The organism is Rhodococcus xishaensis (genome assembly GCF_004011825.1).
GTDB classification, from domain to species: domain Bacteria; phylum Actinomycetota; class Actinomycetes; order Mycobacteriales; family Mycobacteriaceae; genus Prescottella; species Prescottella xishaensis.
In genome coordinates, this window is the sequence record NZ_RKLO01000004.1 from 95,638 (window position 1) to 120,555 (window position 24,918).

The 24,918-nt window shown below is 66.6% G+C and carries 25 protein-coding genes and 1 tRNA gene; 12 read left to right on the forward strand and 14 right to left on the reverse strand.

The window, feature by feature from the left end:
• Window positions 1–42: 42 nt before the first annotated feature.
• Together EGT50_RS10545 and EGT50_RS10550 are read right to left on the reverse strand one after the other, a co-directional pair.
• Window positions 43–525 carry an Lrp/AsnC family transcriptional regulator gene (locus EGT50_RS10545; protein WP_127954158.1) on the reverse strand — a complete coding sequence of 161 codons (483 nt, stop codon included), beginning with the start codon at window positions 523–525 and terminating at the stop codon, window positions 43–45.
• 17 nt (window positions 526–542) lie between these two features.
• Complete coding sequence (locus EGT50_RS10550; protein ID WP_127954161.1) at window positions 543–1,394, reverse strand: universal stress protein; 852 nt, start codon at window positions 1,392–1,394, stop codon at window positions 543–545.
• 246 nt (window positions 1,395–1,640) lie between these two features.
• Here EGT50_RS10550 and hppD point away from each other — a divergent pair, with 246 nt between their 5' ends.
• Entirely contained in the window at window positions 1,641–2,816 is a 1,176-nt protein-coding gene (hppD, locus tag EGT50_RS10555; RefSeq protein ID WP_127954164.1) for a 4-hydroxyphenylpyruvate dioxygenase, read from the forward strand.
• Between the two features lie 19 nt (window positions 2,817–2,835).
• On the opposite strand, the gene EGT50_RS10560 is transcribed toward hppD, so the two are convergent.
• A complete protein-coding gene (locus EGT50_RS10560) occupies window positions 2,836–3,648 on the reverse strand; it encodes a mycofactocin-coupled SDR family oxidoreductase (RefSeq protein WP_127954168.1) in 813 nt (270 codons plus the stop codon).
• 61 nt (window positions 3,649–3,709) lie between these two features.
• Here EGT50_RS10560 and EGT50_RS10565 point away from each other — a divergent pair.
• Window positions 3,710–3,786 (forward strand) — tRNA-Met (locus tag EGT50_RS10565).
• A gap of 119 nt (window positions 3,787–3,905) precedes the next feature.
• On the opposite strand, the gene EGT50_RS10570 is transcribed toward EGT50_RS10565, so the two are convergent.
• Complete coding sequence (locus EGT50_RS10570) at window positions 3,906–4,541, reverse strand: hypothetical protein (RefSeq protein ID WP_127954171.1); 636 nt, start codon at window positions 4,539–4,541, stop codon at window positions 3,906–3,908.
• 178 nt (window positions 4,542–4,719) lie between these two features.
• Between EGT50_RS10570 and EGT50_RS10575 the strand changes: the two genes are divergently transcribed.
• The 3 genes from EGT50_RS10575 (at window position 4,720) to EGT50_RS10585 (ending at window position 6,613) form a co-directional block, all read left to right on the forward strand.
• Window positions 4,720–5,193, forward strand: coding sequence for a DUF309 domain-containing protein (locus tag EGT50_RS10575; RefSeq protein ID WP_127954174.1), 474 nt, complete (start codon window positions 4,720–4,722; stop codon window positions 5,191–5,193).
• A 17-nt stretch (window positions 5,194–5,210) separates the two neighbouring features.
• On the forward strand, window positions 5,211–5,855 hold the full coding sequence (locus EGT50_RS10580; RefSeq protein ID WP_127954883.1) for an LON peptidase substrate-binding domain-containing protein: 645 nt from the start codon (window positions 5,211–5,213) through the stop codon (window positions 5,853–5,855).
• Between the two features lie 326 nt (window positions 5,856–6,181).
• Window positions 6,182–6,613: a hypothetical protein gene (locus EGT50_RS10585; protein ID WP_127954177.1), complete on the forward strand. Its 432-nt coding sequence runs from the start codon at window positions 6,182–6,184 to the stop codon at window positions 6,611–6,613.
• Between the two features lie 132 nt (window positions 6,614–6,745).
• Here EGT50_RS10585 and EGT50_RS10590 read toward each other — a convergent pair whose 3' ends face one another.
• The 3 genes from EGT50_RS10590 to EGT50_RS10600 form a co-directional block, all read right to left on the reverse strand.
• Window positions 6,746–7,720 (reverse strand): alpha/beta hydrolase fold domain-containing protein, encoded by a 975-nt coding sequence (locus tag EGT50_RS10590; protein ID WP_127954179.1) that lies wholly within the window; start codon window positions 7,718–7,720, stop codon window positions 6,746–6,748.
• Window positions 7,721–7,827: 107 nt separating this feature from the next.
• Window positions 7,828–8,973 carry an alkaline phosphatase family protein gene (locus EGT50_RS10595; RefSeq protein ID WP_408014637.1) on the reverse strand — a complete coding sequence of 382 codons (1,146 nt, stop codon included), beginning with the start codon at window positions 8,971–8,973 and terminating at the stop codon, window positions 7,828–7,830.
• 108 nt (window positions 8,974–9,081) lie between these two features.
• A complete protein-coding gene (locus tag EGT50_RS10600; RefSeq protein ID WP_235870690.1) occupies window positions 9,082–10,281 on the reverse strand; it encodes a cytochrome P450 in 1,200 nt (399 codons plus the stop codon).
• 125 nt (window positions 10,282–10,406) lie between these two features.
• On the opposite strand from EGT50_RS10600, the gene EGT50_RS10605 reads away from it, so the two are divergent.
• From EGT50_RS10605 to EGT50_RS10615, 3 genes are all read left to right on the forward strand, one after another.
• Window positions 10,407–11,414, forward strand: coding sequence for an NAD(P)H-dependent glycerol-3-phosphate dehydrogenase (locus tag EGT50_RS10605; protein ID WP_127954185.1), 1,008 nt, complete (start codon window positions 10,407–10,409; stop codon window positions 11,412–11,414).
• A gap of 232 nt (window positions 11,415–11,646) precedes the next feature.
• On the forward strand, window positions 11,647–12,054 hold the full coding sequence (locus EGT50_RS10610; protein WP_235870691.1) for an alpha-isopropylmalate synthase regulatory domain-containing protein: 408 nt from the start codon (window positions 11,647–11,649) through the stop codon (window positions 12,052–12,054).
• A gap of 94 nt (window positions 12,055–12,148) precedes the next feature.
• A complete protein-coding gene (locus EGT50_RS10615; protein ID WP_408014632.1) occupies window positions 12,149–12,805 on the forward strand; it encodes a lipocalin family protein in 657 nt (218 codons plus the stop codon).
• Between the two features lie 3 nt (window positions 12,806–12,808).
• Here the strand turns inward: EGT50_RS10615 and EGT50_RS10620 are convergent, their stop codons facing one another.
• Window positions 12,809–14,290, reverse strand: a complete 1,482-nt coding sequence (locus EGT50_RS10620; protein WP_127954191.1) for an SDR family oxidoreductase — start codon at window positions 14,288–14,290, stop codon at window positions 12,809–12,811.
• Window positions 14,291–14,314: 24 nt separating this feature from the next.
• Between EGT50_RS10620 and EGT50_RS10625 the strand changes: the two genes are divergently transcribed.
• Window positions 14,315–14,968, forward strand: a complete 654-nt coding sequence (locus EGT50_RS10625; RefSeq protein ID WP_127954194.1) for an alpha/beta hydrolase family protein — start codon at window positions 14,315–14,317, stop codon at window positions 14,966–14,968.
• On the opposite strand, the gene EGT50_RS10630 is transcribed toward EGT50_RS10625, so the two are convergent.
• Window positions 14,958–16,430: a DUF4185 domain-containing protein gene (locus EGT50_RS10630; RefSeq protein WP_127954197.1), complete on the reverse strand. Its 1,473-nt coding sequence runs from the start codon at window positions 16,428–16,430 to the stop codon at window positions 14,958–14,960. The genes EGT50_RS10625 and EGT50_RS10630 overlap by 11 nt on opposite strands.
• Before the next feature lie 385 nt (window positions 16,431–16,815).
• Between EGT50_RS10630 and EGT50_RS10635 the strand changes: the two genes are divergently transcribed.
• Complete coding sequence (locus EGT50_RS10635; RefSeq protein WP_127954200.1) at window positions 16,816–17,934, forward strand: baeRF11 domain-containing protein; 1,119 nt, start codon at window positions 16,816–16,818, stop codon at window positions 17,932–17,934.
• A gap of 30 nt (window positions 17,935–17,964) precedes the next feature.
• On the opposite strand, the gene EGT50_RS10640 is transcribed toward EGT50_RS10635, so the two are convergent.
• Window positions 17,965–18,930 (reverse strand): NADP-dependent oxidoreductase, encoded by a 966-nt coding sequence (locus EGT50_RS10640; protein ID WP_127954203.1) that lies wholly within the window; start codon window positions 18,928–18,930, stop codon window positions 17,965–17,967.
• A 209-nt stretch (window positions 18,931–19,139) separates the two neighbouring features.
• On the opposite strand from EGT50_RS10640, the gene EGT50_RS10645 reads away from it, so the two are divergent.
• On the forward strand, window positions 19,140–19,991 hold the full coding sequence (locus EGT50_RS10645) for an alpha/beta hydrolase (protein ID WP_127954206.1): 852 nt from the start codon (window positions 19,140–19,142) through the stop codon (window positions 19,989–19,991).
• A 29-nt stretch (window positions 19,992–20,020) separates the two neighbouring features.
• Here the strand turns inward: EGT50_RS10645 and EGT50_RS10650 are convergent, their stop codons facing one another.
• The gene (locus EGT50_RS10650) at window positions 20,021–20,422 is read right to left on the reverse strand and encodes a hypothetical protein (RefSeq protein ID WP_127954209.1); all 402 of its coding nucleotides are present in this window, start codon (window positions 20,420–20,422) and stop codon (window positions 20,021–20,023) included.
• Between the two features lie 124 nt (window positions 20,423–20,546).
• On the opposite strand from EGT50_RS10650, the gene EGT50_RS10655 reads away from it, so the two are divergent.
• Window positions 20,547–22,160: an MFS transporter gene (locus EGT50_RS10655; protein WP_127954212.1), complete on the forward strand. Its 1,614-nt coding sequence runs from the start codon at window positions 20,547–20,549 to the stop codon at window positions 22,158–22,160.
• A gap of 22 nt (window positions 22,161–22,182) precedes the next feature.
• Here EGT50_RS10655 and EGT50_RS10660 read toward each other — a convergent pair whose 3' ends face one another.
• The 3 genes from EGT50_RS10660 to EGT50_RS10670 form a co-directional block, all read right to left on the reverse strand.
• Window positions 22,183–22,509 carry a branched-chain amino acid transporter permease gene (locus EGT50_RS10660; RefSeq protein ID WP_127947620.1) on the reverse strand — a complete coding sequence of 109 codons (327 nt, stop codon included), beginning with the start codon at window positions 22,507–22,509 and terminating at the stop codon, window positions 22,183–22,185.
• Window positions 22,502–23,239: an AzlC family ABC transporter permease gene (locus EGT50_RS10665; protein WP_127954216.1), complete on the reverse strand. Its 738-nt coding sequence runs from the start codon at window positions 23,237–23,239 to the stop codon at window positions 22,502–22,504. Before EGT50_RS10665 ends, EGT50_RS10660 begins: the two co-directional genes overlap by 8 nt.
• 255 nt (window positions 23,240–23,494) lie before the next feature.
• Window positions 23,495–24,469 (reverse strand): beta-propeller fold lactonase family protein, encoded by a 975-nt coding sequence (locus EGT50_RS10670; RefSeq protein ID WP_127954219.1) that lies wholly within the window; start codon window positions 24,467–24,469, stop codon window positions 23,495–23,497.
• Window positions 24,470–24,918 lie beyond the last annotated feature (449 nt).

Consider the following 24,918-nt stretch of genomic DNA (forward strand, 5'->3'; position numbering starts at 1 on the left):
TTCGAGCTCCACGTTTTCGAGTCTCCCGGCACCCACCGACAGCTAGCTCTCGACGGACTTCGTGAGCAAGGCCTGGGTGCGATACGGCACCACCTGCGAGAGCACGACCACCGAGACGGATCGGGCAACGGTCGACGAGTGGTGCAGATCGATCAAGAGTGCCTGGAGGTCGTCGTGCGACGCGGTGGCCACCCGGCACAGGACATCACCGTCGCCGGTCGTCGCCCATGCCTCGACCACTTCCGGGAACTCCTCGAGTTCCAACGTGAGCTGGTTCAGTGAGCCCTGGGCGATCTCCAGGGTCACGAACGCCTGGACCGGGTATCCCGCTGTCCGTAAATCGATCTCGGGCCCGTAGCCGGTGATGACGCCGGCTTCTTCGAGCCGTCGCAGCCGCGCCTGCGCTGTCGCTCGCGCGACACCGACCCGACGCGACAGCTCGAGCATCCCCATCTTGGGCTCGTCACGCAGGCGCGCGATCAACTCGACGTCGAGCGCGTCGAGTTGGTGCCCACCCCGGTCCACGACTACTCACCCGACCGTCACGGCGCCACGCGGGAACGAGCGACGATGACGGGGCACTCCGCGTGAAACAGCAGTGACTGCACGGTGGAACCGAGCAACGCGCTCTCGAAGCCGCCACGTCCACGGCTGCCGACGACGATCGAGCGGGCGGAGGAGCTGAGCGCAACGAGATGCTTGGTTGGGCCGGCCTCTGCGATTACGGTCTCGACCTCCACGGCGGGGAATTTCGCACCCCATGTCGCGACGAGCCGGTCGATGCGGCCCCGGGCCTCCTCGTCGGCCTCGTGACTGCCACGCCGGCGTCGCGCGTGGACGGCGATCATGTTGGTCTGCCGAATCGACGCCTCCTGCATCGCCGTCCCAACGACGATGTCGGCACTGTCGGTATGGTCCACGCCCGCGATTACCGGGCCCGACGTCCGTGGCACCGGGTGGCCCTCGGCGCCACGAATCACCGCAATCGTGCACTTGGCGTGGTGCGCCAGCGACAACGCTGTCGAGCCGAGGACCATGCGGGTGAAGAATCCGGCGCCGACCGACCCGAGTACCAGCAGGCTCGCCTGCTCCGACAGGTCCACGAATGCCCGGTTCACCCGCCCCCGCAGCAGCTCCCGCTCGACTTCGAGGGAGTCATCCTCGCTGGTGGCGATCTCTCGCGCAGCCTTGAGCTCCTCCCGGCCCAACGCCTCTTCCTCCTCGAGGTCGTCTGCGACGAACGGGAAGTCGTTCTCGGTGTCGATGACGTGTACCAGCTTCAGCGGCACCTTCCGCGCGTGCGCCTCCGCAGCAGCCCACCTCACCGCGTGGAGGGAAGCGTCGGATCCGTCGACCCCCACGACGACCGGCCTGCTCTCGTGCGCTGATGACATCGTCCACTCCGATCGGCTCATGTTGCACGGCCCGGCCCTGCGCCGCCCGCTGGTTACAGACTAGATTCGATCGCTCGTCGGCACGCGCCGTCCACCCGGTTGCAGCAGTACCGCTGCACAAATTGCCCACCGTGACGCCGGTTCCGACCACCCCGGATGATCAATCCGGCCAGCGATTCGGGTCGAGGTTGCGAACACGCCGACACGGGAGTGCGATGGAAACGGATCCGAAACTGGAGGTCTGCCATGACGATCGACCAGTCGCGGGGTCACCTCGACGACGAAGTGCAGCGTCAACTCCTCGGGCTCGTGGAACACGATCCGTCGACCGACCAATTTCCGGTGGTGGGATGGGACGCGATCGTCTGGATTGTCGGCAACGCGACGCAGGCAGCGTCCTACTACCGCACGGTGTACGGGATGGAACTCGAGGCATATTCCGGTCCCGAAACGGGTAATCGGGACCATCGTGCGTTCGTATTGCGCAGCGGTGGAGTCCGGTTCGTCCTCTGCGGCGGCGTCGACAGTGGCAGCCCCCTGCTCGACCACCACCGCCGGCACGGCGACGGGGTGTCCGACATCTCGCTCGAGGTAATTGACGTCGACCGTTGTGTGGCGCACGCCCGCCGCCATGGCGCGACGATCCTCGAAGAACCGCACGATCTGACCGACGAGCACGGAACCGTCCGCATCGCGTCCATCGCGACTTACGGCGACACCCGGCACACCCTCGTCGACCGATCCGACTATGCAGGTCCGTACCTGCCCGGATACGTCTCCCGCACAATGCCGTCCGGAACCGGACCACAAGTGTTTCAGGCACTGGATCACGTCGTCGGCAACGTCGAACTGGGCCGCATGGACGAGTGGGTGGACTTCTACCACCGCGTCATGGGCTTCACCGATCTGGCCGAGTTCGTCGGCTCGGACATCGCCACCGAGTACTCGGCACTCATGAGCAAGGTGGTCTCGAACGGCGACCACCGGATCAAGATTCCACTCAACGAGCCCGCGCGAGGGCGCAAGCGGTCGCAGATCGACGAGTTCCTCGACTTCTACTGCGGGCCAGGATCACAGCACCTGGCACTCGCGACCTCGGACATCCTCACGGCGGTGGACCGCCTCACGGCGGCGGGCGTCGAGTTCCTGCCGACGCCGGCGTCGTACTACGAGGATCCGGAACTACGGGCCCGCATCGGCGAGGTACGGGTACCGATCGCGGACCTCCAGCGTCGCGGCGTCCTCGTCGACCGCGACGAGGACGGCTACCTGCTGCAGATCTTCACCAAACCGATCGGCGATCGTCCGACGGTGTTCTTCGAGCTCATCGAGCGACACGGCTCGCTCGGGTTCGGCAAGGGAAACTTCCAGGCCCTCTTCCTCGCGATCGAGCGGGAACAGGCACGGCGCGGCAACCTGTGACGCGCCGTTCCCGGCATACTCAGATCGCGGTGAGGCCCAGATCCAGCACCATCTGCGAACCGGTGACGGCGCGGGAACGGTCGCTGGCGAGATGGAGCACCGCCTCGGAGACGTCATCGACACTGCACCGGTTCAGCCCGGCGAGCGGCCACCTGTAGCTGTCGGCGTAACGCGGGTACTGAGACAGGATCTCCGCAGCACGCGAACTCCGGCTCATAGGGGTGTCCACCACGCCCGGGTGGATCGAGTTGACGCGAATGCCGTACTCGCCCAATTCGATCGCGGCGGTCTTCGTCAGGCCGGCCAGCCCGTGTTTGGCCGCGGCGTAGCCGGCCGCGCCGGGGCTGGCCTTGATGCCGTGCACCGAGCTGACCACGATGACCGAGCCGCCGCGGCCGCCTGCGATGATCGCGGGAACAGCGGCGGTGAGGGTGCGCCATACACCGTTGAGATTGATGTCGATGGTCGTCGTCCACTCTTCCTCGGGCATCTCCCAAAAGCGGTTCCAAATCGAGACGGCCGCATTGGCGACGACAATGTCGAGTCGGCCGAAGCGTTCCACACCGGCATCGACCGCGGCCTGCAGCGCGGATTGGTCGCGCACGTCGCCGATCGCAGTGATGATCTCGCGTCCCTCGGCGCGCACGAGGCGAGCCGTCTCCTCGAGATCTGCGGGCGTCGGCGCCGGGTATCCGATGTCGTCGAAGACGGGGGCGCAAATGTCGAACGCGATGATGTCGGCGCCCTCCCGGGCGAGGCGCACCGCGTGGTTGCGCCCCTGGCTGCGTGCTGCACCCGTGATGAAGGCGACCCGGTTGTCGAGCAATGCCATATGAATCCGTCCGATCCCGGTGAGGACCACGTCCCGATGTCGTGTAGTCTAAGTGCACCGACGCGGGGTGGAGCAGCTCGGTAGCTCGCTGGGCTCATAACCCAGAGGTCGCAGGTTCAAATCCTGTCCCCGCTACCAAATGTTGGAACCACGGCCCTTTCAAGGGCCGTGGTTCTTTCTTTTTCCATCTGACCAGACTCGGTTCATGACCGTCCACTGCTCCTCAGACGCGGATCTCCCCAGGCAGGGCATCCACGTCACCGCTGTGAGCGCGACTGCTTCCGCAAATCCCGCGCGATAGCTACCAGGGGAGCTGCGACGGCGATCGCTACGACAGCCCACAGGAGTAGCGCATTACGTTTGATCCAGATTCCGGCTGTGGACCATGCATCCATCGCGAAACTTGCCGCCCCCGGATTCGGTGGCCCGGGCTCGCCGTACACAGTCACCGCCGCCTCGCGGGTTCGGTCGTTCGACGATTCCGTTGTTGCCGAACAGCTGTTGACCGACCACCGGGCACCATGAGTCTGGTAGGTGGAGGTGAATACCAGATACTCGGTGCCGACCTCGAAGCTGCGCCCGCAAGCAGGGCCTTGCACGCTGGAGGACACCGTTGTCGTCGTCCCGATGTCACCTTTGAACACCTCGCGGACCTCGAACTCGTAGAAGGCGGTCTGATCGTAGATGCGCTCGGCGGTGGCGGTACCGGTGAACACCGAGGCAGCACGCGAGACGTGCTCGATGATCTGCGGCCCGTCGGGCGCATACGCGCATGAGCAGGCGTACGCCGGGGCGGGCGTGGACAGCGGAAGTACGCCCGCCAGCCCGACCACCGCGAGTATCGAGATCAGCCAGCGCATCATCCCCCCGTTCCAGTCGGCGCCGATCGCCAACTCGAATCGATACTGTCCTACCGTCGGCTCGGCCCCGCGGGCACCTTGTATCTCACCTTGTATCTATCGAGGCGAGCTCCTGTGTGAGGGTCAAGTATCGCGGCAGAAGTATCGGGACCGTACCGGCGGCGCATGTCTCCCGGTTTCCGCGAGACCGCGTCGGGACTACATTTCGTGTATGACCGACCGCGATCGGGACACCCTCGGCAAGCCGCGCAATGCCCGGCCTCGAGATCGCCTGGGCAGGCCACTCGAGTGGGGCGAGGAAGGGTTTCCGACGGTGCCGGACGACCTGGACCTCGACCCCGACGAGGCGATCACCGAGGCGCAGCGCCTGCTCGACCATGAGCTACCGTTCCACGCGCACGAGGTCCTCGAATCCGCCTGGAAGAAGGCGCCGAACGAGGAACGCGGCTTGTGGCAGGGCCTGGCGCAGTTGGCGGTCGGCGTCACCCATCAGATGCGCGGCAACCCCGCCGGCGCGGTGTCGGTACTACGTCAGGGCCGGCACCGGATCGTTCCGTACGAGCTGGATCCGCCGCACGCCCTAGATATCACCGGTCTGGTCGCGTGGGCCGACCACTTGATCATGGAACTGGACCGCGACAACCCGCCGGATGCGGTGCCTGTCCCCCGCCTTCGGATGCCCTGATGACGAACCCTGAGCAGATGACTGTCATGCCGATGTTCCCCCTCGGCTCGACACTGCTGCCCGGGGAACGACTACCGCTGCACGTGTTCGAGCCCCGGTATCAGGCGCTCGTGCGCGACTGCCTGACCGCGACCGGAGGCCCGCTGTTCGGCACCGTCCTCATCGCACGCGGCCACGAGGTCGGTGGCGGCGACGTACGTAACGACATCGGCACCACCGTGCGCATCGTCTCGCACGTCGACATCGGCGACGGACGGTACGCGCTGGACTGCATCGGCGAGGAACGGATCCGGGTGCGGCACTGGCTCGGTGACGATCCGTACCCCCGCGCGGAGGTCGAGGTCTGGCCGGTGAGCCCGGCCGGGCGGGTCTCCGACCGCCAGCTCCAGCAGCTCATCGAGAAGATCACCGGGTTGTACGTTGTGCTCAACCGCATCCGCGAACAGCGGGAAGATCCCCCGCCCGCGCCGCCCAGCCTGCTCGACGTGCTCGAACGACCCGGCGACCATCTGTACGCGATCGCATCGTGGGTCCCGATGGGTGCCGCGGACCGCTACGCGGTGCTGGCGGCAGCGCTGGCGGACGAGCGCTACCAGGCCTTTGCCGACGCGATCGACAACGCCCGAGAGATCGCCGAGTTCCGGCTCTCGGAGCGTCAGTGACGGGTGCGACTCGGTAGCGGGCCCACGGATTCCGCAACGATGAAAGTTGATGCCGCGTTTGAATTGGCTCGACAGAATACGCTCTCGAGATCGAGCCGATGCTTTGCGGAGGAACTGGCGAAGGTCAACGCTCGCAAAGTGACTGCGTCGTAGCCGGATTGTCATTCGTCTCCGTGGATGCGAAAGTGGGCTACCGTGCCGGCACGACAGGGCACTGGTTAGTACCTGGGGGAAATTCGATCGGGCTGTACGACTCTGCGACTAGCCAGCACTAATACCCGCACGCCGCTCGCGTGCAGGGAACACCGGAACGAGAGAGGAATTCCTTGAGCAAGTCAGTTCGCACTGCCCTGGCCGCGGCCCTCGCGGCCCTGGGCGCCGCCCTGTTCGCGGCACCTGCCAACGCCGCACCCGAGGGCATCACCGTCTCGGCAGACGTCCGCGGCAACACCGTCGTGATCACGATCGTCAACGACAGCGACGGAATGGTGGCGTGTGAGTGGTACGCACCGCGGGCCACTGATCCTTTCGACGCCGATGTGGCTGGCCGCTCGGTGTTTGGCCTCCGCTCCGGGGGTGTGAGTAGCACCGCGGCGGTCGTCGGCGACGGGCCTCACCGTGTCGAGTGGAGGTGCATGGACGGCAGAGACTGGATGTGGGGGACGCTCCTAGAGCCCCCAACGGCCGAGCCGATCTTGTTCACCACGCCCAGCTCGACCAATGCGGGGGGATTTGGAAGCTTGAGCTTCGGCAGCTGATCCAGACCGCGAAGGCCTCGTCTGCCGGCGAGGCCTTCGCCCATTCAAGAACGTGTGCCGCCCCTAGGGTGGCGATGGTGGAGCCCGGGAGCGGGTCCCTCGAGGACCCGCTCCCGAGGCCCGACATGGAGTTCAGGCCGAGTGCCGCCCCCGGTACCCGAGAGCGCGCCGGACGAAGTCGAGGCTGAAGGCAATCGTCATCTTGGCCTCGTTCAAGACCGTGCCGAACACCGGGTAGGCGTGGATCTGCCCGCTCCACACGTGGGTTTCGACGGACTGTCCGACATCCTCGAGCTTGCAGGTCATCGCTTCGACGTCGGGGCGCATCAATTCGTACTGCGCGACGCTGAAGAACACCGGCGGGAACAGGCGCGGGTCTGCCTCGATGGGCGAGTCGGCACCGACGATCGGTTCCGGTCCGCCCGCCCACCGGTCCTTCAACGAGTCGACCTTGTCTATCGGCAGGTAGGCATCGCGGCGCATGTAATCGGGGTCGTGCTTCTCGAGCGCCAGGTTGAGCAGCGGCGAGTACCCGATCACCGCGGCTGGTGTCACCATGCCCCGGGACGCGGCGAGTTCGGCGACCTTCATCGCGAGATAGCCGCCGGCGGAGTCACCGGCCAGGATGATCTTCGTCGGGTCCTCGCACTTGCCCAGCAGGTCTTCGTAGGCGGCCATCGCGTCATGGATCGACGTGCCGATGCCTCCAACGGGAAGCTGCCGGTATTCGACGGAGATCACAGGGACCGCGGCCCGCGCGGCCAGCAACGCGCACAGGTTGCGGTGAGTGGCCAAGCCGCAGAACACGAATCCACCACCGTGGAAGTACAGGACGGTCGCGCCTGCGAGGGAGTCCGCGGCCTTGCGGTGGTGGGTGATCAGTTCGCTGGGCACACCGCCGAGCGCCGTCTGCTCGATGGTGACGCCGTTCGGTCTCGGGAGCCGGTCCACGAACCTCTCGAGATGCGCGAGCGTCTCGAGGCCACGGTCCGTCGCCGGCCACACCCTGAACAGTGGTTTGACGAAGATGCGGGCGATCCAGAACACCAACCACGCCCGCCAGCTGACCTTCCAATGCCTGATGATCGTCGTTTCTCGTGTTCGCATCCCGTCCCCAGTCGTCATCCGCTCACGAGGCGGCTCGACCCGCCTTGTTGGCCACCCTAGAGTCCGACGCCCGGCCTCGCAGCCACCGGCACGTCACGCCTGCAATGTCACACCTGCAGAAGCGGAATGAGCACTTCGTCGTCGGTGAGCGCGCCGTGTTGGCCCACGAGCATCGACATCCGCGGCTCGGCCTCGCCGCGAACCACAGCCACTCCATCGCGGGCGACCATCACGACGTCACCGATGCGGCGCAGCGCGGCCGGCGTTGGGTCGGCACCCAGTAGCCCGGACGCCACGACGTCGTCGCGGGTCCCCACCCAGGCCCGCGTCCCGAGCACCTCGCGCCACCGCCGCAGCACATCCTCGGCGCGGCCGGGCTCGGCGTGCACATATCGGCAACGCGCCTCACCGGTGAGTGCCACGACGCCCTCCGACAGTTCAGCCGTCGTGTCGAAGTCGATTCGGTCAGGCGCGCCGACGGAAACCATCCCGTGATCGGCGGTCACGAGCACCCGGACGTCGGGGCCGAGATGGGTCACCAGGTCCTCAACGAGTCGGTCGACGATGGTCAGCTGCGTAAGCCAAGCGTCGCTTCCGGGCCCGTAGACGTGCCCGAGTGTGTCGATCTCACCCAGATAGCTGTAGACAAGCGTCCGATCACCGGCCGACGCGGCGTGCACCGTGGAATGCAGCAGGTCACCGTAGGCGGTGGTGCCGACGAATCGCGCCCCCCGCAGCGTGGCACGGGTGAGCCCGGTGCCCGCGAAGTCCCGCGGCAACACCGTCGTCGCGGCGATGCCGGAGGCCGTCGCTCGCTCGAACGCGGTGGGGAGCGGCTGGATCCGCTCCGGCTCCACCCTGCTCAGCGCGTCCCTGCGATCACCGACGCGCTGCCAACGCAGCCAGTTGAACGCTCCGCCCGCCTCGGCGACATCGGAAACGTAGCCGGTGACGCCGTGCCGGGCCGGCGGCAGACCGGTGCCGAATGACGCGAGCGATGTCGCGGTGGTCGTAGGGAACCCCGCCCGTATCTGACGCGCCTCCACGCTGTTGAGGAAGGGGGCTGCATCGACGTTGCCGCGCAGCAGGTTCCAACCGAGGCCGTCGATCAACAGCACGACCGTGCGATCGGCCTCGGTCAGCTGCAGTTGGTTGGCCTCGCCGGGCACCCCTGATGCGGCGAGCACCGATGGCAGCACGTCGGCGAGCGTGGGCTCGGTGTACACGTCACGCAGCGGAAGGTCATCCGACACTGCTGGCACTCGCAATCGTTGCTCGATGTACTGGCCTCGTACCTGACTGTAGGCGCGATCCGGGCTCGAGTTCGAGGTTTCCCTGTTCGTGCCGGTGAGCAACTCGGATCATCCCGCCACGGGCACCGAGCGGTAGCCGCGAAGCACGAATGTGCCCCTCGATATGGGGTCGCCCGACAGTGCGATCCGGGGGAACCGGTCGAACAGCGCCGACAGCGACTCCGCCAACTCCATCCTCGCCAGCGGTGCCCCGAGGCAGAAGTGCACCCCGACACCGAAGGCAAGGTGCGGGTTGGGGTCACGATCGGCCAGGAATCGGTCGGGGCACTCGAAGACCGCCGGGTCACGGTTGGCCGCCCCCAGCATGGCGGCGACTTTCTCACCGACCTCGATCCGGATGCCACCCAACTTGACCGGCTCGGTTGCCGTGCGCTCGAAGAGCTGGAGTGCGGGGTCGAAACGAAGCATCTCCTCGACCGTCAGGGAGACCGCCGTTGCTGGGACTTGCCCTGCCCCGAGCATCGCGACAAGCCCGTTGCCGAAGGCGTTCACGGACGCCTCATGCCCGGCGTTCAGCAGCAGCACCACCGAGGCGACGATCTCGTCTTCGGTGAGTTCGCTCGTGGTGAGGTCGGAGATCAGGTCCTGCCTGGGGTTACCGCGCCGGTCCGCGGCCAACGCCCGCACGTAGTCCGCGAACTCCTGTGCTGCCAGGACCGCTGCGTCGACGACCGGCGCGTCCGGCGCCGGTTCGTACATGCGCACGATGGCCTGCGACCACGACCGCAGCGAGGACACCATCGACGCCGGGACACCGAGCAGCGCGGCGATGACGAGGACCGGCAGCGGCTCCGCGTACTCACCGACGACGTCGAAACCGTGCGGGTCCACCTCGTCCAACATGGACGCTGCCAGTTCGCTCACCCGCGGTCGCAGCCGCTCGACGTGACCCCGGCCGAATGCCGCCGCAACCGGGCGCCGAAGCCGCGTGTGTGCCGGCGGCTCGTTATCCATCATCCGGTTGCGGTGGAGCAGATTGAACGGCTCGAGGTACGACGCCGGCTCGAAGTCGCGCCACAGTCGGCCGAGTCGCCGGTCACGCTGCACCACCGACGCGCTCGCGTGGTCGAACGTCAACCACATGCCCGACTCCTCGTGCCACGCCACCGGGTGTCGGGCGCGCTCCTGCGAGAAGTACGGGTAGGGGTCAGTGACGACTGCCGGATCGGTGAGGTCAATTGTCGTCGTCGGACGCACCGGATCGAACCTCGGCTCCTGATCGTGAACGGGTCCCCTGACCAGTTTCACGCGGGAAACTTCAACACCGCCACCCAATTCGCACACTCATCCAACGGAATCGGCACCGTGGAGTGGCCCGGAGTGCCAACCTGAATCCATCAGCACAAAAACGTCCGAGTGCGAGGTGATCGCTGATGGCCCGACCAGTCCGCGTCGTGGTGCTCGGCTCCGGATCGTGGGGCACCACAGTGGCCGGACTCGCGGCCCGCAACACGCCCACCCTGCTGTGGGCGCGTCGGCCCGAGACGGCTGACGAGATCAACACCGAGCACCGCAATTCCCGCTACCTCGGCGACCACGTGCTACCGGACAACCTGCGGGCGACGTCCGACATCGTCGAGGCCGCGAACGAGGCCGACGTCCTGGTGGTCGGGGTGCCGTCGCACGCGGTGCGCACCACTCTCAGTCAGATCTCCAATGAGGTCCGCGCGTGGGTGCCGGTGCTCTCGCTCGCGAAAGGCCTCGAACCGGGCACCCGGCAGCGTCCCACCGAGATCATCTCGGAGTGCCTGCCGGGCCATCCCGTCGGGCTGCTCGCCGGGCCCAACATCGCCCGTGAGATCGCCGACGGTCTCGCTGCCGCGTCAGTCGTCGCTACACAGGACGAGGCCGTGGCGGCGGCGCTACAACCGTTGTTCGCCTCTAGGGTCTTTCGCGTCTACCGCAACACCGACGTCCTCGGCTGCGAACTCGGGGGGGTGCTCAAGAACATCGTCGCCATCGCGTCGGGGATGGCCGACGGCCTCGGCGTCGGCGACAACACCCGCGCGATGGTGCTCGCCCGCGGTCTCGCGGAGATGACTCGGCTCGGCGAGGCGATGGGCGCGAACCCACGCACCTTCGCCGGGCTCACAGGCATCGGCGACTTGATCGCGACTTGTATGAGCCCGGCATCACGCAATCGGCGCGTCGGCGAGGCCATCGCCCGCGGGCTCACCGTCGACGAGGCCGTCAAGGAGCTCGGGCAGGTCGCCGAGGGTGTCAAGACGGCACCGACGGTGATGGAACTGGCCCGCGACTACAACGTCGAGATGCCGATCGCCGCCGAGGTGGAGGCGGTCGTGGCGGGTCGTCGCACACCGGCAGACGCCTACCGGGGCCTGCGGAAGGTCCAGCCGGGAGGCGAGGACGAGGTCGCGTGAAGACGTGGCCGAGGGTTGCGCATGCCGAGAGGTCGCGCTTAAACTCCTCGGTCATGCAGCGCATCGAGGTAGTAGTTCACCGCCGTAGCGGGGTCTGATTCGGACCGACCCCTCGCTGCGGGTCGTTGAGCTAGCTACCGTCGGTCCTTCCTCCACTTCAGGAAGACCTCGCAAAATGCGCGCCTCGCAAGCCACCACTTTCTCCGACGATCCCTTCTTTCACCGTTTCGCTATGCACCTGCCCCGCGAGATGCGAGCTCAGGCTCAGGGCTTGAGCTGGGCCGAGTTCGCCCAGCGTTTCAGTCCCACCGGCGGCCCCGTCCGCCTCGGCAGCTGGGAGTCGACCGACCTCGGCGCCGGTCGCAGCGCCTACACCGCGACACTCGCGCTCGGCGACTCGATCACCTCGGCATCGGCGACGGCGACGGGACCGATCGCGGCACTCACGTCGATGCTGTACGACGCGGGTTTCCAGCTCGAGATCCTCTCGTTCCACCAGCAGCGCACGTCGGGAGGAATCGCCACGTTCGTCCTGTGCGACCACGACGGAGACCGTCGTTGGGCGATGGCCATCGGTGACGACTGCATCTTGTCGTCGCTCTCCGCAATCATTGCCGGTGCCAACCTCCTGCACAGCTGATCTACTACAAGGAAGCTGATTCGCCCATCCTCTGACGTGGGCGGCTCCGAATACAAAGCGATGGCTCCTGTCACCAGCTACCAGGAGGACCGCCATGTCTATCAAGAGAAGGCTGTCTGTCACCAGCAGGCTGCCTGGTACGAGAAGGCTCCTCACCGGGCTGTTCGCCGCGATGGTCGCCGCAGGTGTCGCCACGGCCGCCCCCGTGTCGGCTCAGCCGACCGATTCCCCAGGTCCCTGGCAGCCACTTGCCCCAGTCCCGTCACTGGATATCGCCCGGTATGTCGGAACCTGGCATCAGCTCGCGGCGATTCCGCAGCCGTTCAACGTCAACTGCGCCCGCGACACCCGCGCGGTGTACGAGCTGATTGACGCATCGAACATCAGCGTGAACAACACGTGCACCACCTGGTCGGGCGAGACCATGGGCGTCACCGGCAATGCCCGCGTCACCGATCCGGTGACCAATGCCCAACTACGCGTGAGCTTCCCGTCGGTTCCCACCCAGGGATCCCCCGACGGCCCGACGAACTACGTCGTCACCTACATCGCCGACGACTACTCGTGGGCCCTGGTCGGTGATCCGGCCCGTGCCTCTGGGTTCGTGCTCTCCCGCACTCCAGCGGTCAGCGATGCGCAGTGGCAGCAGATCCGCGGCGTCGTCGAGTCCCGCGGCTACGACTCGTGCCTGCTGCTCACCTCCCCCACCACCGGCGGCCGCGACGACATCACACCGCTGTGCACCGTGTAGGACTCACTCGGCGGCCGTGTACTCGCGTGCCGCGGCCCCTGCAATGTTCGTGAGCATGCCTTTGAAGACGATCCCGTGGAACGGGAGGATCGAGTACCAGTAGAGCTGTCCGGCAAGACCTTTCGGGAAGAAGATTGCCCGCTGGTCCAGGCGTGAACGGTGTGGTCCGTCCGGGCTCACGCGCCATTCGAGCCATGCTCCGCCGGGGGTGCGCATCTCGGCCCGCAGCCGAAGCAAGGATCCGCGGTCGATCCGTTCGACCCGCCAGAAGTCCAGTGGGTCACCGGTGTTGAGATGACGGGCGTCGCGCCGGCCCCGGCGGAGGCCGACACCGCCGAAGAGGCGATCGAGCCACCCCCGGATCACCCAAGCGAGAGGAAGGGAATACCAACCGTTCTCGCCACCGATGCTCTCCACGACCCGCCACAGAGTCTCGGCGTCGGCGTCGCATCCGACGCTGCGCTCGTCGATGTAGGCGGCCGCTCCCGACCAGTCGGGGTCGGACGGCAACGGATCTGACGGTGCCCCCTCCAGTGACGCGCTGGCCCAGTTCGTCTCCACCTCGCCATCGCCGATCTGACGCAGCGCCAGGCGGACAGCCTGCCGGTACGGCGTCGCGCCGTCCTTCGGCGGCGGGATGACGGCGTCGATGTCATGGTCAGCGGCGACCGCATCGTTGTGCAGGGATTCGATCAGTGCCCGCCCGAGTTGAACCGGGATGGGCGTGACCAGCCCGATCCACAGCCCCGCGAGGCGCGGGGTGAGCACCGGGAGCACCAGCACGCGCCGGCGCCGAAGGCCCGCGACCTCGGCGTAGACCTTCATCATGTCCCCGTACGTGAGGACGTCGGGCCCACCGATATCGAAGCCACGACTGCGCTCCAACGGCGCGTCGGCCGCCCGCACGAGGTAGTAGAGGACGTCACGCACGGCGATCGGCTGGATCCGATTGTTCACCCACTTCGGGGTCGTCATAACCGGCAGTCGGTTGGTGAGGTGGCGGATCATCTCGAACGACGCCGAACCGGAGCCGATCACCACCCCGGCCTGCAGCACCAGGGTCGGTACACCGGAGTCCATCAGGATCCGGCCGACCTGCGCACGCGAACGCATGTGCGGCGACAGTTCGACGTTCTCCGGATGCAGGCCGCCGAGATAGACGAATCGCCCCACACCGTTCGCCTGGGCCGCGGCCGCCATGTTCGACGCCTCGATCCGCTCGGTCTCGATGAACTCGGACGCATTACCCATCGAGTGCACGAGGTAGTAGACGACGTCCATGCCGGCGGTTGCGGCGCGAAGCGAATCCGGGTCGCCGAGATCACCCCGCACGACCTCGACTCTCCGGGCCCAGGGAACATCGAGCAGCTTCTCGGGCGAACGGGCCAGAACGCGCACATCGTGGCCGGCCGACAGCAGGCGCGGCACCAAGCGGCCACCGATGTAGCCGGTGGCCCCGGTGACCAGCACCCGCAGCCCCTGCACAACCCCACGGTAACGTCTGTGATCATGACCGCGCAGGACGAAACGTTCGACATCGATACCGGCGGCGTGCAGGGCTACCTGCACCGGCCGGCCGGCGAGGCGGTGGGAAAACTAGTCCTCACGCACGGCGCCGGGGGAGATCTCAACGGAAAGCTGTTGCATGCCATGGCCTCCGGCTTTGCGAGGCAAGGCTTTCTGGTGTTGCGTTACAACCTGCCGTTCCGTCAGCAACGGGCTGCCGGGCCACCCAACCGGGCTCGCGCCGGTGAGGACCGGGACGGCATCGTCGCTGCGGCCGACGCGATCCGCGACCTCGCCGGCGGCCCGACGATCCTCGCCGGAACCTCGTACGGCGGGCGCCAGTCAACGATGCTGGCTGCCGAGCGGCCGGACGTCGCGGACGGCCTTGTACTGCTGTCATATCCGCTGCACGCACCGGGCAAACCGGAGAAGCAGCGCACCGAGCACCTGCCGCAGCTGCGGACGCCCTCACTGTTCGTCCACGGCGACCGGGACCCGTTCGGCACGCCCGACGAGATCCGTGCCGCCCTCGACCTGATACCGGCCGAGCACCGATTGATACTCGTCGAGGGCGGACGTCACGGACTCGAACCCGAGCGCGGCGACGTCGTCGACCGCACGGTCGCCACTGCTCTGGACCTTTTCGCTATTCGTTGACGCGGGCGTGCATCAGGAAGACGTTGTAGTCCGACCATGTGGAGATCGTGAAGTACAGGTCGCTGCCCCGTGACCACGGATGGATGAAGCCACCGTAGAGTTCCGGATAGTCCAGCACCGACACGGTGGGCGCGCCGTCGGACCACTCACCCTGCGGCGAATTCGCCTCGCGTAGAACGATCGCCAACTTCGCGGTATCGAGGTACGACATCTGCCACTTGCCGGTCGACTCGTCGTAACGCACCGACAACTCCGCGACCGGCCCGTGCACGATCGGCGTCGCGGCGGTGTACCCGCCGACCGGCGTCCAATACCCGTCCTGCCAGTACTGGTACGCGGTCTTGTTGAGTACTTCGTCCTTGGGAACCCGGGCGAGTCCGACGGCCCCGAGCCGGGTGTTGGGCGTACCGAACATGTACACGAAGTCACCAGCCGGCACCATCGCGGCGACTTGAAAATTGGTGACACCGAAGATGTTGTCCCATCGGGCATACGGATCTTTCACCCACGTCGATCCGCCATCGTCGGAGTAGGCGATCCCGCCGTAGTTGGTGTACCACGTACCGGGAATACTGTTCCACGTCCGGATCGACATGTAGGACATGTACTGCCGGTTCCCGATCGCAAACCCGGACGTCGGGATGGTGGTGATCTCGACGTTGTCCATCTTCCGGCTGCTGAGCAGTTCCGCGGCATGACACCGGCTGTCCTGCACCATCGAGTCGAAACTCATTCCGTCGGAAAGATTCTGGTCGGTGCTGAACGCGAGGACGTTGCTGCGCCAGTCGCCACCCTGACCGCCGGGCGGGTGGAACCCCTTCCCGATGGTGTCCCCGAACGCGATCGCGACCTGACCGGGCGCGCTTTCCCACATGATGCCGAGGTCGGTGCCCTCCACCTGCCAGCGCTTGTCGGTCCGGTTGATCGACCCGGCGCCGGTCAGCTTGGCAACCCGCTCGACCTTGCCGATCCGCGGCGTCGGCGGCGCCGGGGTGCGCGGGGCCGGTTCGACGGCGGGGTCGGCCGGGGACGGTGGTGGAGGCAGCGGTCCGGGGTCGGGTCCGGGAACCGGAATTCCGAAGTAGAACGGCACTGGCTTCACCCCGATCTGCGGTATCCGCAGATCGGTCGACAACGACGGCGGAGGTGACGGCGGCGGCACGTCCGTCAGGTCCGGGCACGGGTCCATGCAAGGGTCTGCCGGCAGCGGCTCGGACTCGATCCGGGTGGTCGAGGGCTCCGGAGCCGGGTAGGGCACGGTGGTGATCATCGGAGACGGAACAGGGATCTCGAGGCGCTCGGGAATGATCGGCTCGAGCTCGTGCGACAGATCGGACACACAGGACCCGCTGCCCGGCACACCGTTCGGAAGCGGGGCGGCCGAGGCGACAGCGGTGGTACCCGGCATCACTGCAGACCCGAGTAGAGCGACTGCAGCCAGCGCCGTACTTCTGATCGACATGGATCCCCCTGATCCGTCAATACACGCGTACTCCGTCCAACGTCTGCGTCGGGGGGAACATAGCATCAAGATCAGCAAGAGCTGGGTGGATCGGGCGGAAGGAATGCGGGAGTCGGCGGTCTCCCGCGTCAAGCTTCTCCCGACATCCGGAATGAACAGTTCTCAGAAGGGCCGCCGGTCTTCGATGTGCTGCCCTCCTCGCCTCCAAGTCTCAACTGCCCCAAATCATTACCACTCGAGCTTGTGCGTGGATCCAAGATCGCTTCGGGGCAGAGGGGAGACATTTCAGCGTCTCCAGCTGGGCAAAGGAGCCCGATTTGATCCCTCCCCGGACGACACCCTCGTAGGTACGCTGAGAGGCGACCAACTACCGGGAGGTCGAGGAATGCTCTACAGCGATATTCCGAGTCACGCCGAGATCCGACGGCTCGCGGGGGTGGAGGGCCAGACCTGCATCTCGATCTACACACCCACCGAAGACGACATCCAGGATCCGGGCAAGAGTCGCATCGAATTCAGCAACCAGGTCAAGTCCGGACTCGAACAGATGGACGACCCGAAGGAACGGGTGACATTCGAGCAAGCGTTTGACGACCTGATCGAGGACGAGGCCTTCTGGCGCTACCAGGCACGCAGCCTCGTCGTACTTGCCACCGCGGACCGTGTCCGCCGCTATCGACTACCCAACCGACTCGGATCGTGTGTCATCGCAAGCGACCGCTTCTACATAAAACCCTTGCTTCGGGCGGTGACCTTCCCGCAAACCGCGTTCGTGCTGGCCCTCGCCGAGGGATCCGTCCGGTTGATCGAGGTCACGGCTGACCAGGCTCCGTCCCAGGTCGAGGTTCCGGGGCTGCCCAAGGACGCCGCGAGCTACGCGGGCGTTCCGTCGCTCGGCCGTACCCCGCCGGGACCGAAGCGTGGGCGGGTGCAGGGCGACGAGGGACGCAAGCTCCGCGTCCACGAATACGTCCGGGCTATCGATCACACACTGCGGAGTGTCCTGGCCGGACGGGAGACCCCGCTGATACTCGCGGCCGCGGAACCGACCGCATCGCTGTACCGCATGGTGAACAACTATCACAATCTCCTCGAAGACGGCATTCACGGCAATCCGGAGGAAATGAGCGACGATCTGATCGCGCAGGCTACCCGCGGCGTGCTCGACGGCTACTACGCCCAGCAGCTTGCCCAGACTCGGAAACAGTTCGACGACCTTCGGTCGAAGGGTCGAGCGCAGGTGGAGATCTCCGACGTGGCCCGGTCGGCGACGTTCGGCCGGATCGAGACGCTGCTGGTCGACATCGAAGGTGTCGTGCCGGGCACGATCGACCCGGACAGCGGGACGGTAACGCTGTCCGAGTTCAACGACAACCACCAGTACGGCGTGGTCGACGAGATCGCCCGGCGCGCCCTGCTGACCGGCGCGAAGGTGCTCGCAGTACGTTCCGGCGACGTGCCGGACGCGGTTCCGGCAGCAGCCATCCTGAGGTTCGCCGAATAGGGTCGGCAGAGAACCACGCAGTCACCGATCTCAGGGGACGAGCACGAACTTTCCACGCGGATGCGGCTGCTGGAGCGCCCGGTGCGCTTCCGCTGCCTCGGTGAGCGGGAATCTCCTGCCCACGAATACGTCGAGGCCGCCACGACCGGCCAGGTCGACGAGGATCGGGCGGGTCTCTCGCCGGCTCCAGTCACTGGGCTTGGTTCCCACACCGACTGCGACAAACCCGTCGCGCTTGGCTTGCTCGAACGCAACGACGGTGACAACCCGCTCGAGATCGGCGCCGAGGGCGATGGCGGTATCGACGATCTCCTCCGTGCCGATGGTATCGATCACGGCGTCCACGCCGCGCGGTGCGATCCTTCGGACGCGATCCAAGATCCCTTCGCCAGGCGCCACCGGTACCGCACCAAGTGTCCGCAGGAAGTCGTGGTGCTTCTCCCGCGCCACCCCGATCACACGCGCTCCCCATGCCGCCGCGAGCTGAACTGCTACCTCTCCGACACCACCTGCAGCACCGAAAATGACGACCACGTCGCCTTCCCCGACCTTCGCCGCTCTCACGGCATCGACCGCGGTGCCACCCGCCGTCAACAAACATGCCGCGGAATCCCACGCCACCGATTGAGGTTTGAGCAGAACGTCCTTCGCGGACACCAGCACCCGTTCGGCATACGCACCGGTGCCGGTGTAGACGATCACCTCGTCCCCGACCTGGACGCCACCTTCCTCGGAAGCGCTCTCCTCGGAACCGTCCTCCTCAGAATCCGGGCCGACCTCGACGACGACACCGGACCCCTCCATCCCCGGACGAACGGGGAGCAGCGTCGGATCTGCTCCGAACTCCCCGCTGTAGAGCCTGTAGTCGACGGGGTTGACGCCGATCGCCCGCATCTGCACGACGACCTGTCCCGGCCCGGGGGCCGGTAGGTCTTCGTCGATCACCTCGAGAACCTCCGGCCCGCCGAAAGCGCTCGCCACGACAGTCTTCACCACGACCCAAAACTACCGAATGCTTCCCGTTTATTCCCCGGAGACCATGGCCGAGGTGCGCATACGGCAACGTAGAGCTGCTCCTGTCCGTGGTCACGGCCGGTATCGATCTCGGTCGGTATCGAAATGACGACAACTGGCCGGCGCGACCGGGCAGGAGCGCATGGTGGAGAACAGCACTGGGTACGAACTGCGCCCGGAAGGACCCGACGATGCCAGATTTCCCCGCTGCTGAGCCTCCGACTCCCTCGACATCGAACGTGCCGCCGGTCATGTTCATCCACGGACTGTGGCTGGCCGCTTCCTCGTGGGACGCATGGCGAGCAAAGTTCGGCGAGGCCGGGTATCGAACGCTTGCTCCCACCTGGCCCGGCGAGTCGGTGAACGTCGCCGACACCCGCGGGCACGCCGAGGACCAGGCAGGCAACGGCATCGACGAAATCACCGCACACTTCGCGGCGGCCATCGCGCCGCTCGCGCAAAAACCGATCGTCATCGGGCACTCGTTCGGCGGACTGATCGCGCAGAAACTCCTGGCCGCGGACGTCGTCGCCGCCGCCGTGGCCATCGACTCCCCACAGATCCAGGGTGTCAAGGCGCTGCCGTTCGCCCAACTGAGGTCCTCGTTCCCCGTCCTCGGCAACCCCGCGAACGCCAAGAGGTGCGTCACCTTGACCCCGGACGCGTTCGCGTACCGGCTCGGCAACACGCTCGAACGCACCGAGTCCGACGAGCTGTACGAGCACTGGTCGATTCCGTCGCCGGGTCGGCCGCTGTTCCAGGCGGCCTTTGCGAACTTGCAGCCCGACTCACCGGCACACGTCGACACGGATGTCGAACGCGGTCCCCTGCTGATCCTCGGTGGCGGCAGGGACCACACTGTGCCCGAATCGGTGAGCCGCTCCACGCATCACCGGTACCGCAAGGCGCGCACCGACAACGACTACGTCGTGTTCGACGATCGGGGGCACTCGCTGACCGTGGACCACGGATGGCCGGAGGTCGCCGACACAGTGCTCGAGTGGTTGACCGAGAAGGGCTTCGGTGCCGTCGTCGGACGCTGAGCGGGCCCCGCCCGCGACACCCGTCTCGGTCAGCTACCGACGAACCAAGAGCCCAGCGAACCCAGGTCCAGCCCGACCACCGAACCGGCGCACGCAGACCCGAAGGTCGCGGACGACACCGGGGAGGACACCGCCGAACCCGGCCCCGACCCGACAGACCCGGACGATCCGAAGCCCGCCGCGCTGCAGTCGTCCCCGGATTCGTCTTCGGTGGATTCCTCTTCGGTCGTGTCGACTACCGGCGCACCCTGCTCGACGTCAGAGGGCTCAACGTTGGAGACCGCGGTGGACGTCGGCTCGTCCACCTCGTTGGGTGCCGCCGCTACCGGAACGGCGAGCGCCACCAGTCCAGCGACGACGATCGGCGACGCTGCCAACACACGCGCGACCGGGCCGCCGATCCCGCGCCGGCGTCGTATCTCCATGGCCATCCGCGATTCCTTCCGACGGATCATAAATATCAAGGAACGGTAAAGGCAGTCGCCCCTGGGACACAAGAGCGGCCTTCTGGATCGATCGGTCGCGGCCCGCGTCTCGCCCCTGCTTGAATCAGGTATGCCGGCAAGCACCGGGTCGCGGGCTGGGACGGGCGGAGCGCTCGTCCTGGTGACGCTGTCGGCGGGACAGTTCCTGATGACCCTCGACAGCTCCGTGATGAACGTGTCGATGGCGATGGTCGCCTCCGATCTGGGCACTACGATCACCGGGATCCAGACCGCCATCACGCTGTACACCCTCGTCATGGCGACGCTCATGATCACCGGCGGCAAGATCGGCAGCATCGTCGGACGGCGGCGGGCATTTGCCATCGGGCTCGTCATCTATGGTTCGGGGTCGCTCACTACCGCGCTGGCGCCGAACCTCACCGTCCTGCTCGTCGGCTGGTCCCTGCTCGAGGGGGTGGGGGCCGCGCTGATCATGCCGGCCATCGTCGCGCTGGTCGCATCCAACTTCGCTCCCGAACAACGTCCGGGCGCGTACGGGTTGATCGCAGCGTCGGGCGCTGTCGCGGTGGCCGCGGGGCCGCTGGTCGGCGGGGCCGTCACGACGTTCGCATCCTGGAGGTACGTCTTCGCCGGGGAGGTCGTCCTGGTCCTGCTGATCCTGCTGGTACTCCGGCGGATCGAGGATGCACCACCGTCGCGGGTGCAACTCGACATCGTCGGATCGGTGCTGTCGGTGATCGGGCTCGGGCTGGTGGTCTTCGGCGTGCTCCGGTCCGGGGAATGGGGGTGGCTGCGCAGCCGGCCCGGCGCACCCGAACTACTGGGACTCTCGCCGGTGCCCTGGCTGATCCTGGGCGGACTCGTGGTCGTCTACGGCTTCACGAGGTGGGAAAGTTACCTCTCGAGCCGAGGACGAGAACCGCTGCTCGACACGAGCCTGCTCAGCAACCGGCAGCTATCCGGCGGACTCTCGATGTTCTTCGCGCAGTTCATGATCCAGGCCGGGGTCTTCTTCACGGTGCCGCTTTTCCTGTCGGTCGTGCTCGAGCTCAGCGCACTCCAGACAGGCGCACGGCTGCTGCCGCTGTCGGTCGCGTTGTTGATCGCCGCAGTCGGCATCCCGAAGGTGTGGCCCCGAGCGAACCCCCAGCGCGTCGTCCGGCTGGGTCTGGCGTCGATGACGGTCGGCATCTTCATCCTGGCAGCCGGAATGGAACCCGGCGCCAACGCCGGCATCGTCGCGCTCCCGATGCTGCTGATGGGACTCGGGCTCGGCGCCCTCGCGTCGCAGCTCGGCGCGGTCACCGTGTCCGCGGTCCCCGATTCGCGCAGCGCCGAGGTGGGCGGGTTGCAGAACACCGCGACCAATCTCGGCGCCTCCCTCGGCACCGCACTGATCGGTTCGGTGCTGATCGCGACGCTGAGCGCATCCATCGTCGCCGGCATCCAGGACGACCCCCGCGTCCCTCCGTCCGTCCAGGAACAGGCCACCGTCGACCTTGCCAGCGGAGTCCCGTTCCTCAGCGACACCCAACTACGCACGGCACTGGAAGACGCTTCTGTGGACCCGGCGGTCACGGACGCGGTAGTCGAGGCGAATTCCAGCGCCCGCCTGACAGCCCTGCAGGGCGCGTTCTCGGTGGCGGCGCTTCTGGCCGTCGGAGCCCTGTTCTTCGCCGGTCGTATTCCGCGCACGCCGGTCGGCGATTCCGGTGCCGACTGACGGCCCCGGTCACCGCCGGAGTTCAGCCCGACACCCAGCTCTGGAGCACCATGTACACCGCGGTGCCACCGACGATGCTGAGTAAGGCGTGCGATCGCCAGAGGTGCAGACCGATCGTCACGGCAAGCGCAACGCCCGCCGCCACCATCGCCGCGGGCTCGATCGGCACGTCACGCAGGGTGTAGACGACGAGGATGAGCATGATGCCCACCGGCATGTGGGCGCCGATGTAGTGGACGAAAGCGGACGCACGCAGCGGTGCGATCACGGCAAAGGGCACCGCACGCAGCGCGAACGTTACTACCAGGATCACGCCCAGAGCAGCGAGAACATAGGAGACGTCAGGCATCCGCCGGCCTCCTGCGGCGCCGCCACAGATAGCGAACGAGGAGCGCGACGACGAACAGGCTCATCGCTACTGCGAGCATCTGATCGCGTGCGACCACGAGGGCGACGAGTGCACTCAGCAGCGCCAGGACCGGGCCCGGGACGTCCCGCCGGGCGCGGAACGCGTCAACCGCCAACACCGCGAACAGTGCGGTGAGCGCGAAGTCCAGCCCGGTCAGCTGCATGGGGAAAAAGCGGCCGACGAGCGCGCCGGTCACGCCGCCGAGCACCCAGTACAGCTGACACAGCACCTGGATGAGCAGGACGCGACGACCGCTGAGCGATTCGGGAGGCCTGCTCGCTGCGACCGCGTACGCCTCGTCGATGAGCGCATACATGCTGTAGATCCGGCCAACCTTCCCCCGCACCCGGTGCAGCGGGAACGACAACGCGTAGAAGACGTGCCGGAAGTTGACGAGCAGCGTTGTCATCGCAACCGACGCAAGCGGAGTCACCGCCAGGACGAGCCCGATCGCGAGGAACTCGAGCGAGCCCGCGTAGATCATCATCGAGAAGATCGGGGCCCACCACCAGTCGAAGCCCGACGTGACCAGCAGCAGGCCGAAGGCCATACCGAGCGGGAACAATCCGAACCCAACCGAGACGGTGTCACGGGCGGCGGCCCGTACATCCGACCAGCGCGACGCGGCAGCCGAGGCGTCGAGATCCTGACCGGGGAAAGCACTGGTCACGGTGACAACGATAGCGCTCAGGAGTCGCGCCGGTCATCGCCCGAAGACCACCTCGGGGTGCCGTGATCTCCGGTGGTCAGTCCTTCGACGAGTCGGTGCTTCCCGGTCGGGCGCTACACGTGTGGATCTCAGCTGCCAGCGCTGCCCGCCGAACCAGCGCCAGCGAACGGCCCGGTTCCAGCCAACGACCCGGTCCCCCACTGCCCGTCGAACCGCCGCCCACCAGCTAGCCGAAATCGGTGCACAGCGATCCATTCACTGGTCGATCGCGATCACCGACGCCGTGCCGTCACCCAAGTTGGCGACATAGGCGCGGTTTCCGGTCGGGGTGATCGCCACCCCTAGCGGGTCATTCCCTACCGGGACGGTGTCCACCACCACGTTGGGGCCAGTGTCGACCACCGACACCGTGCCGTCACCAAAGTTGGTTGCGTAGGTGCGTTTGCCGTTCGGGGTGATCGCCACCCCCCGCGGATCGTCGCCGACCGTGACAGTGCCGACCACCATATTGGTGCCGGTGTCGATCACCGACACCGAATTGTCCACGGTATTCGTGATGTAGGCGCGGGTTCCGGTCGGGGTGATCGCCACGGCCTGCGGGCCGTTCCCGACCATGACGGTGTCGACCACCATGTTGGTGCCCGTGTCGATCACCGACACCGAATCATCGAAGTTGTTGGTCACGTATGCGAAGGATCCGCCCGGGCTGATCGCCACCCCCTCCGGAGTGTCCCCGACTGTGACGGTGTCAACCACCATGTTGGTGCCCGTGTCGACCACCGACACCGAATCATCCAAGGCGTTGGCGACGTAGATGAAGGACCCGTCCGGGCTGATCGCCACCGCCTGCGGGGTGTCCCCGACCGTGACGGTGTCGACCACCACGTTGGTGCCGGTGTCGATCACCGACACCGTCTCATCCAAGGCGTTGGCGACGTAGACGAAGGACCCGTCCGGGCTGATCGCCACCCCCTCGGGGGCGTCCCGCACCGTGACGGTGTCGACCACCACGTTGGTGCCGGTGTCGATCACCGACACCGAATCGTCTTCGTTGTTGGCGACGTAGGCACGTTTCCCGTCCGGGGCGACGGCGATCCCGATCGGGCCGTTCCCGACCGGAACCGTGTCCATGACGACGTCCGCAGCCACGGTCGCAGAGCCCGCTGCGGCCATGCCGAGCACCATTGCGAACGTGGCAAACGCTCGGAGTAGCAGACGATGCGTACGCATCCGGGCGGAGTGAGGAGAACTGCAGTGGTGATTCACATCCTTCTCCTGCCGTGCGAGGAACAAAGCGGATCAACCGTGCCGCGGGCGAGTCGACGGTCGGGTACGAACATCGACAACCCAAGGGAGGCTACCGACCGGATACCCGATCTGGACCCCGAGTATGCCCAATATCGAGAACCGACAAGACCACGGACTCTGGGTAAAACTCGCACGTCACAGTCGTTTTCGTAACACTGGTCACGACTACACACGTCACTGAAAGACGATTCCGTGGACTCAGCGGTTACGGACGCGATCGATGCCCTGTTCTTCACGATCCGAACTCCAGGAACGCCCGTCGGCGATTCCGGCGCCGTCCGTCGTCAGTGAGATCGCTTGGCCCACAAGGACTCCAGCAGTGTTGCCACCGCAGCAGTGGCGCCTCGTTGATCGCGGTGCATCCTGGCCAC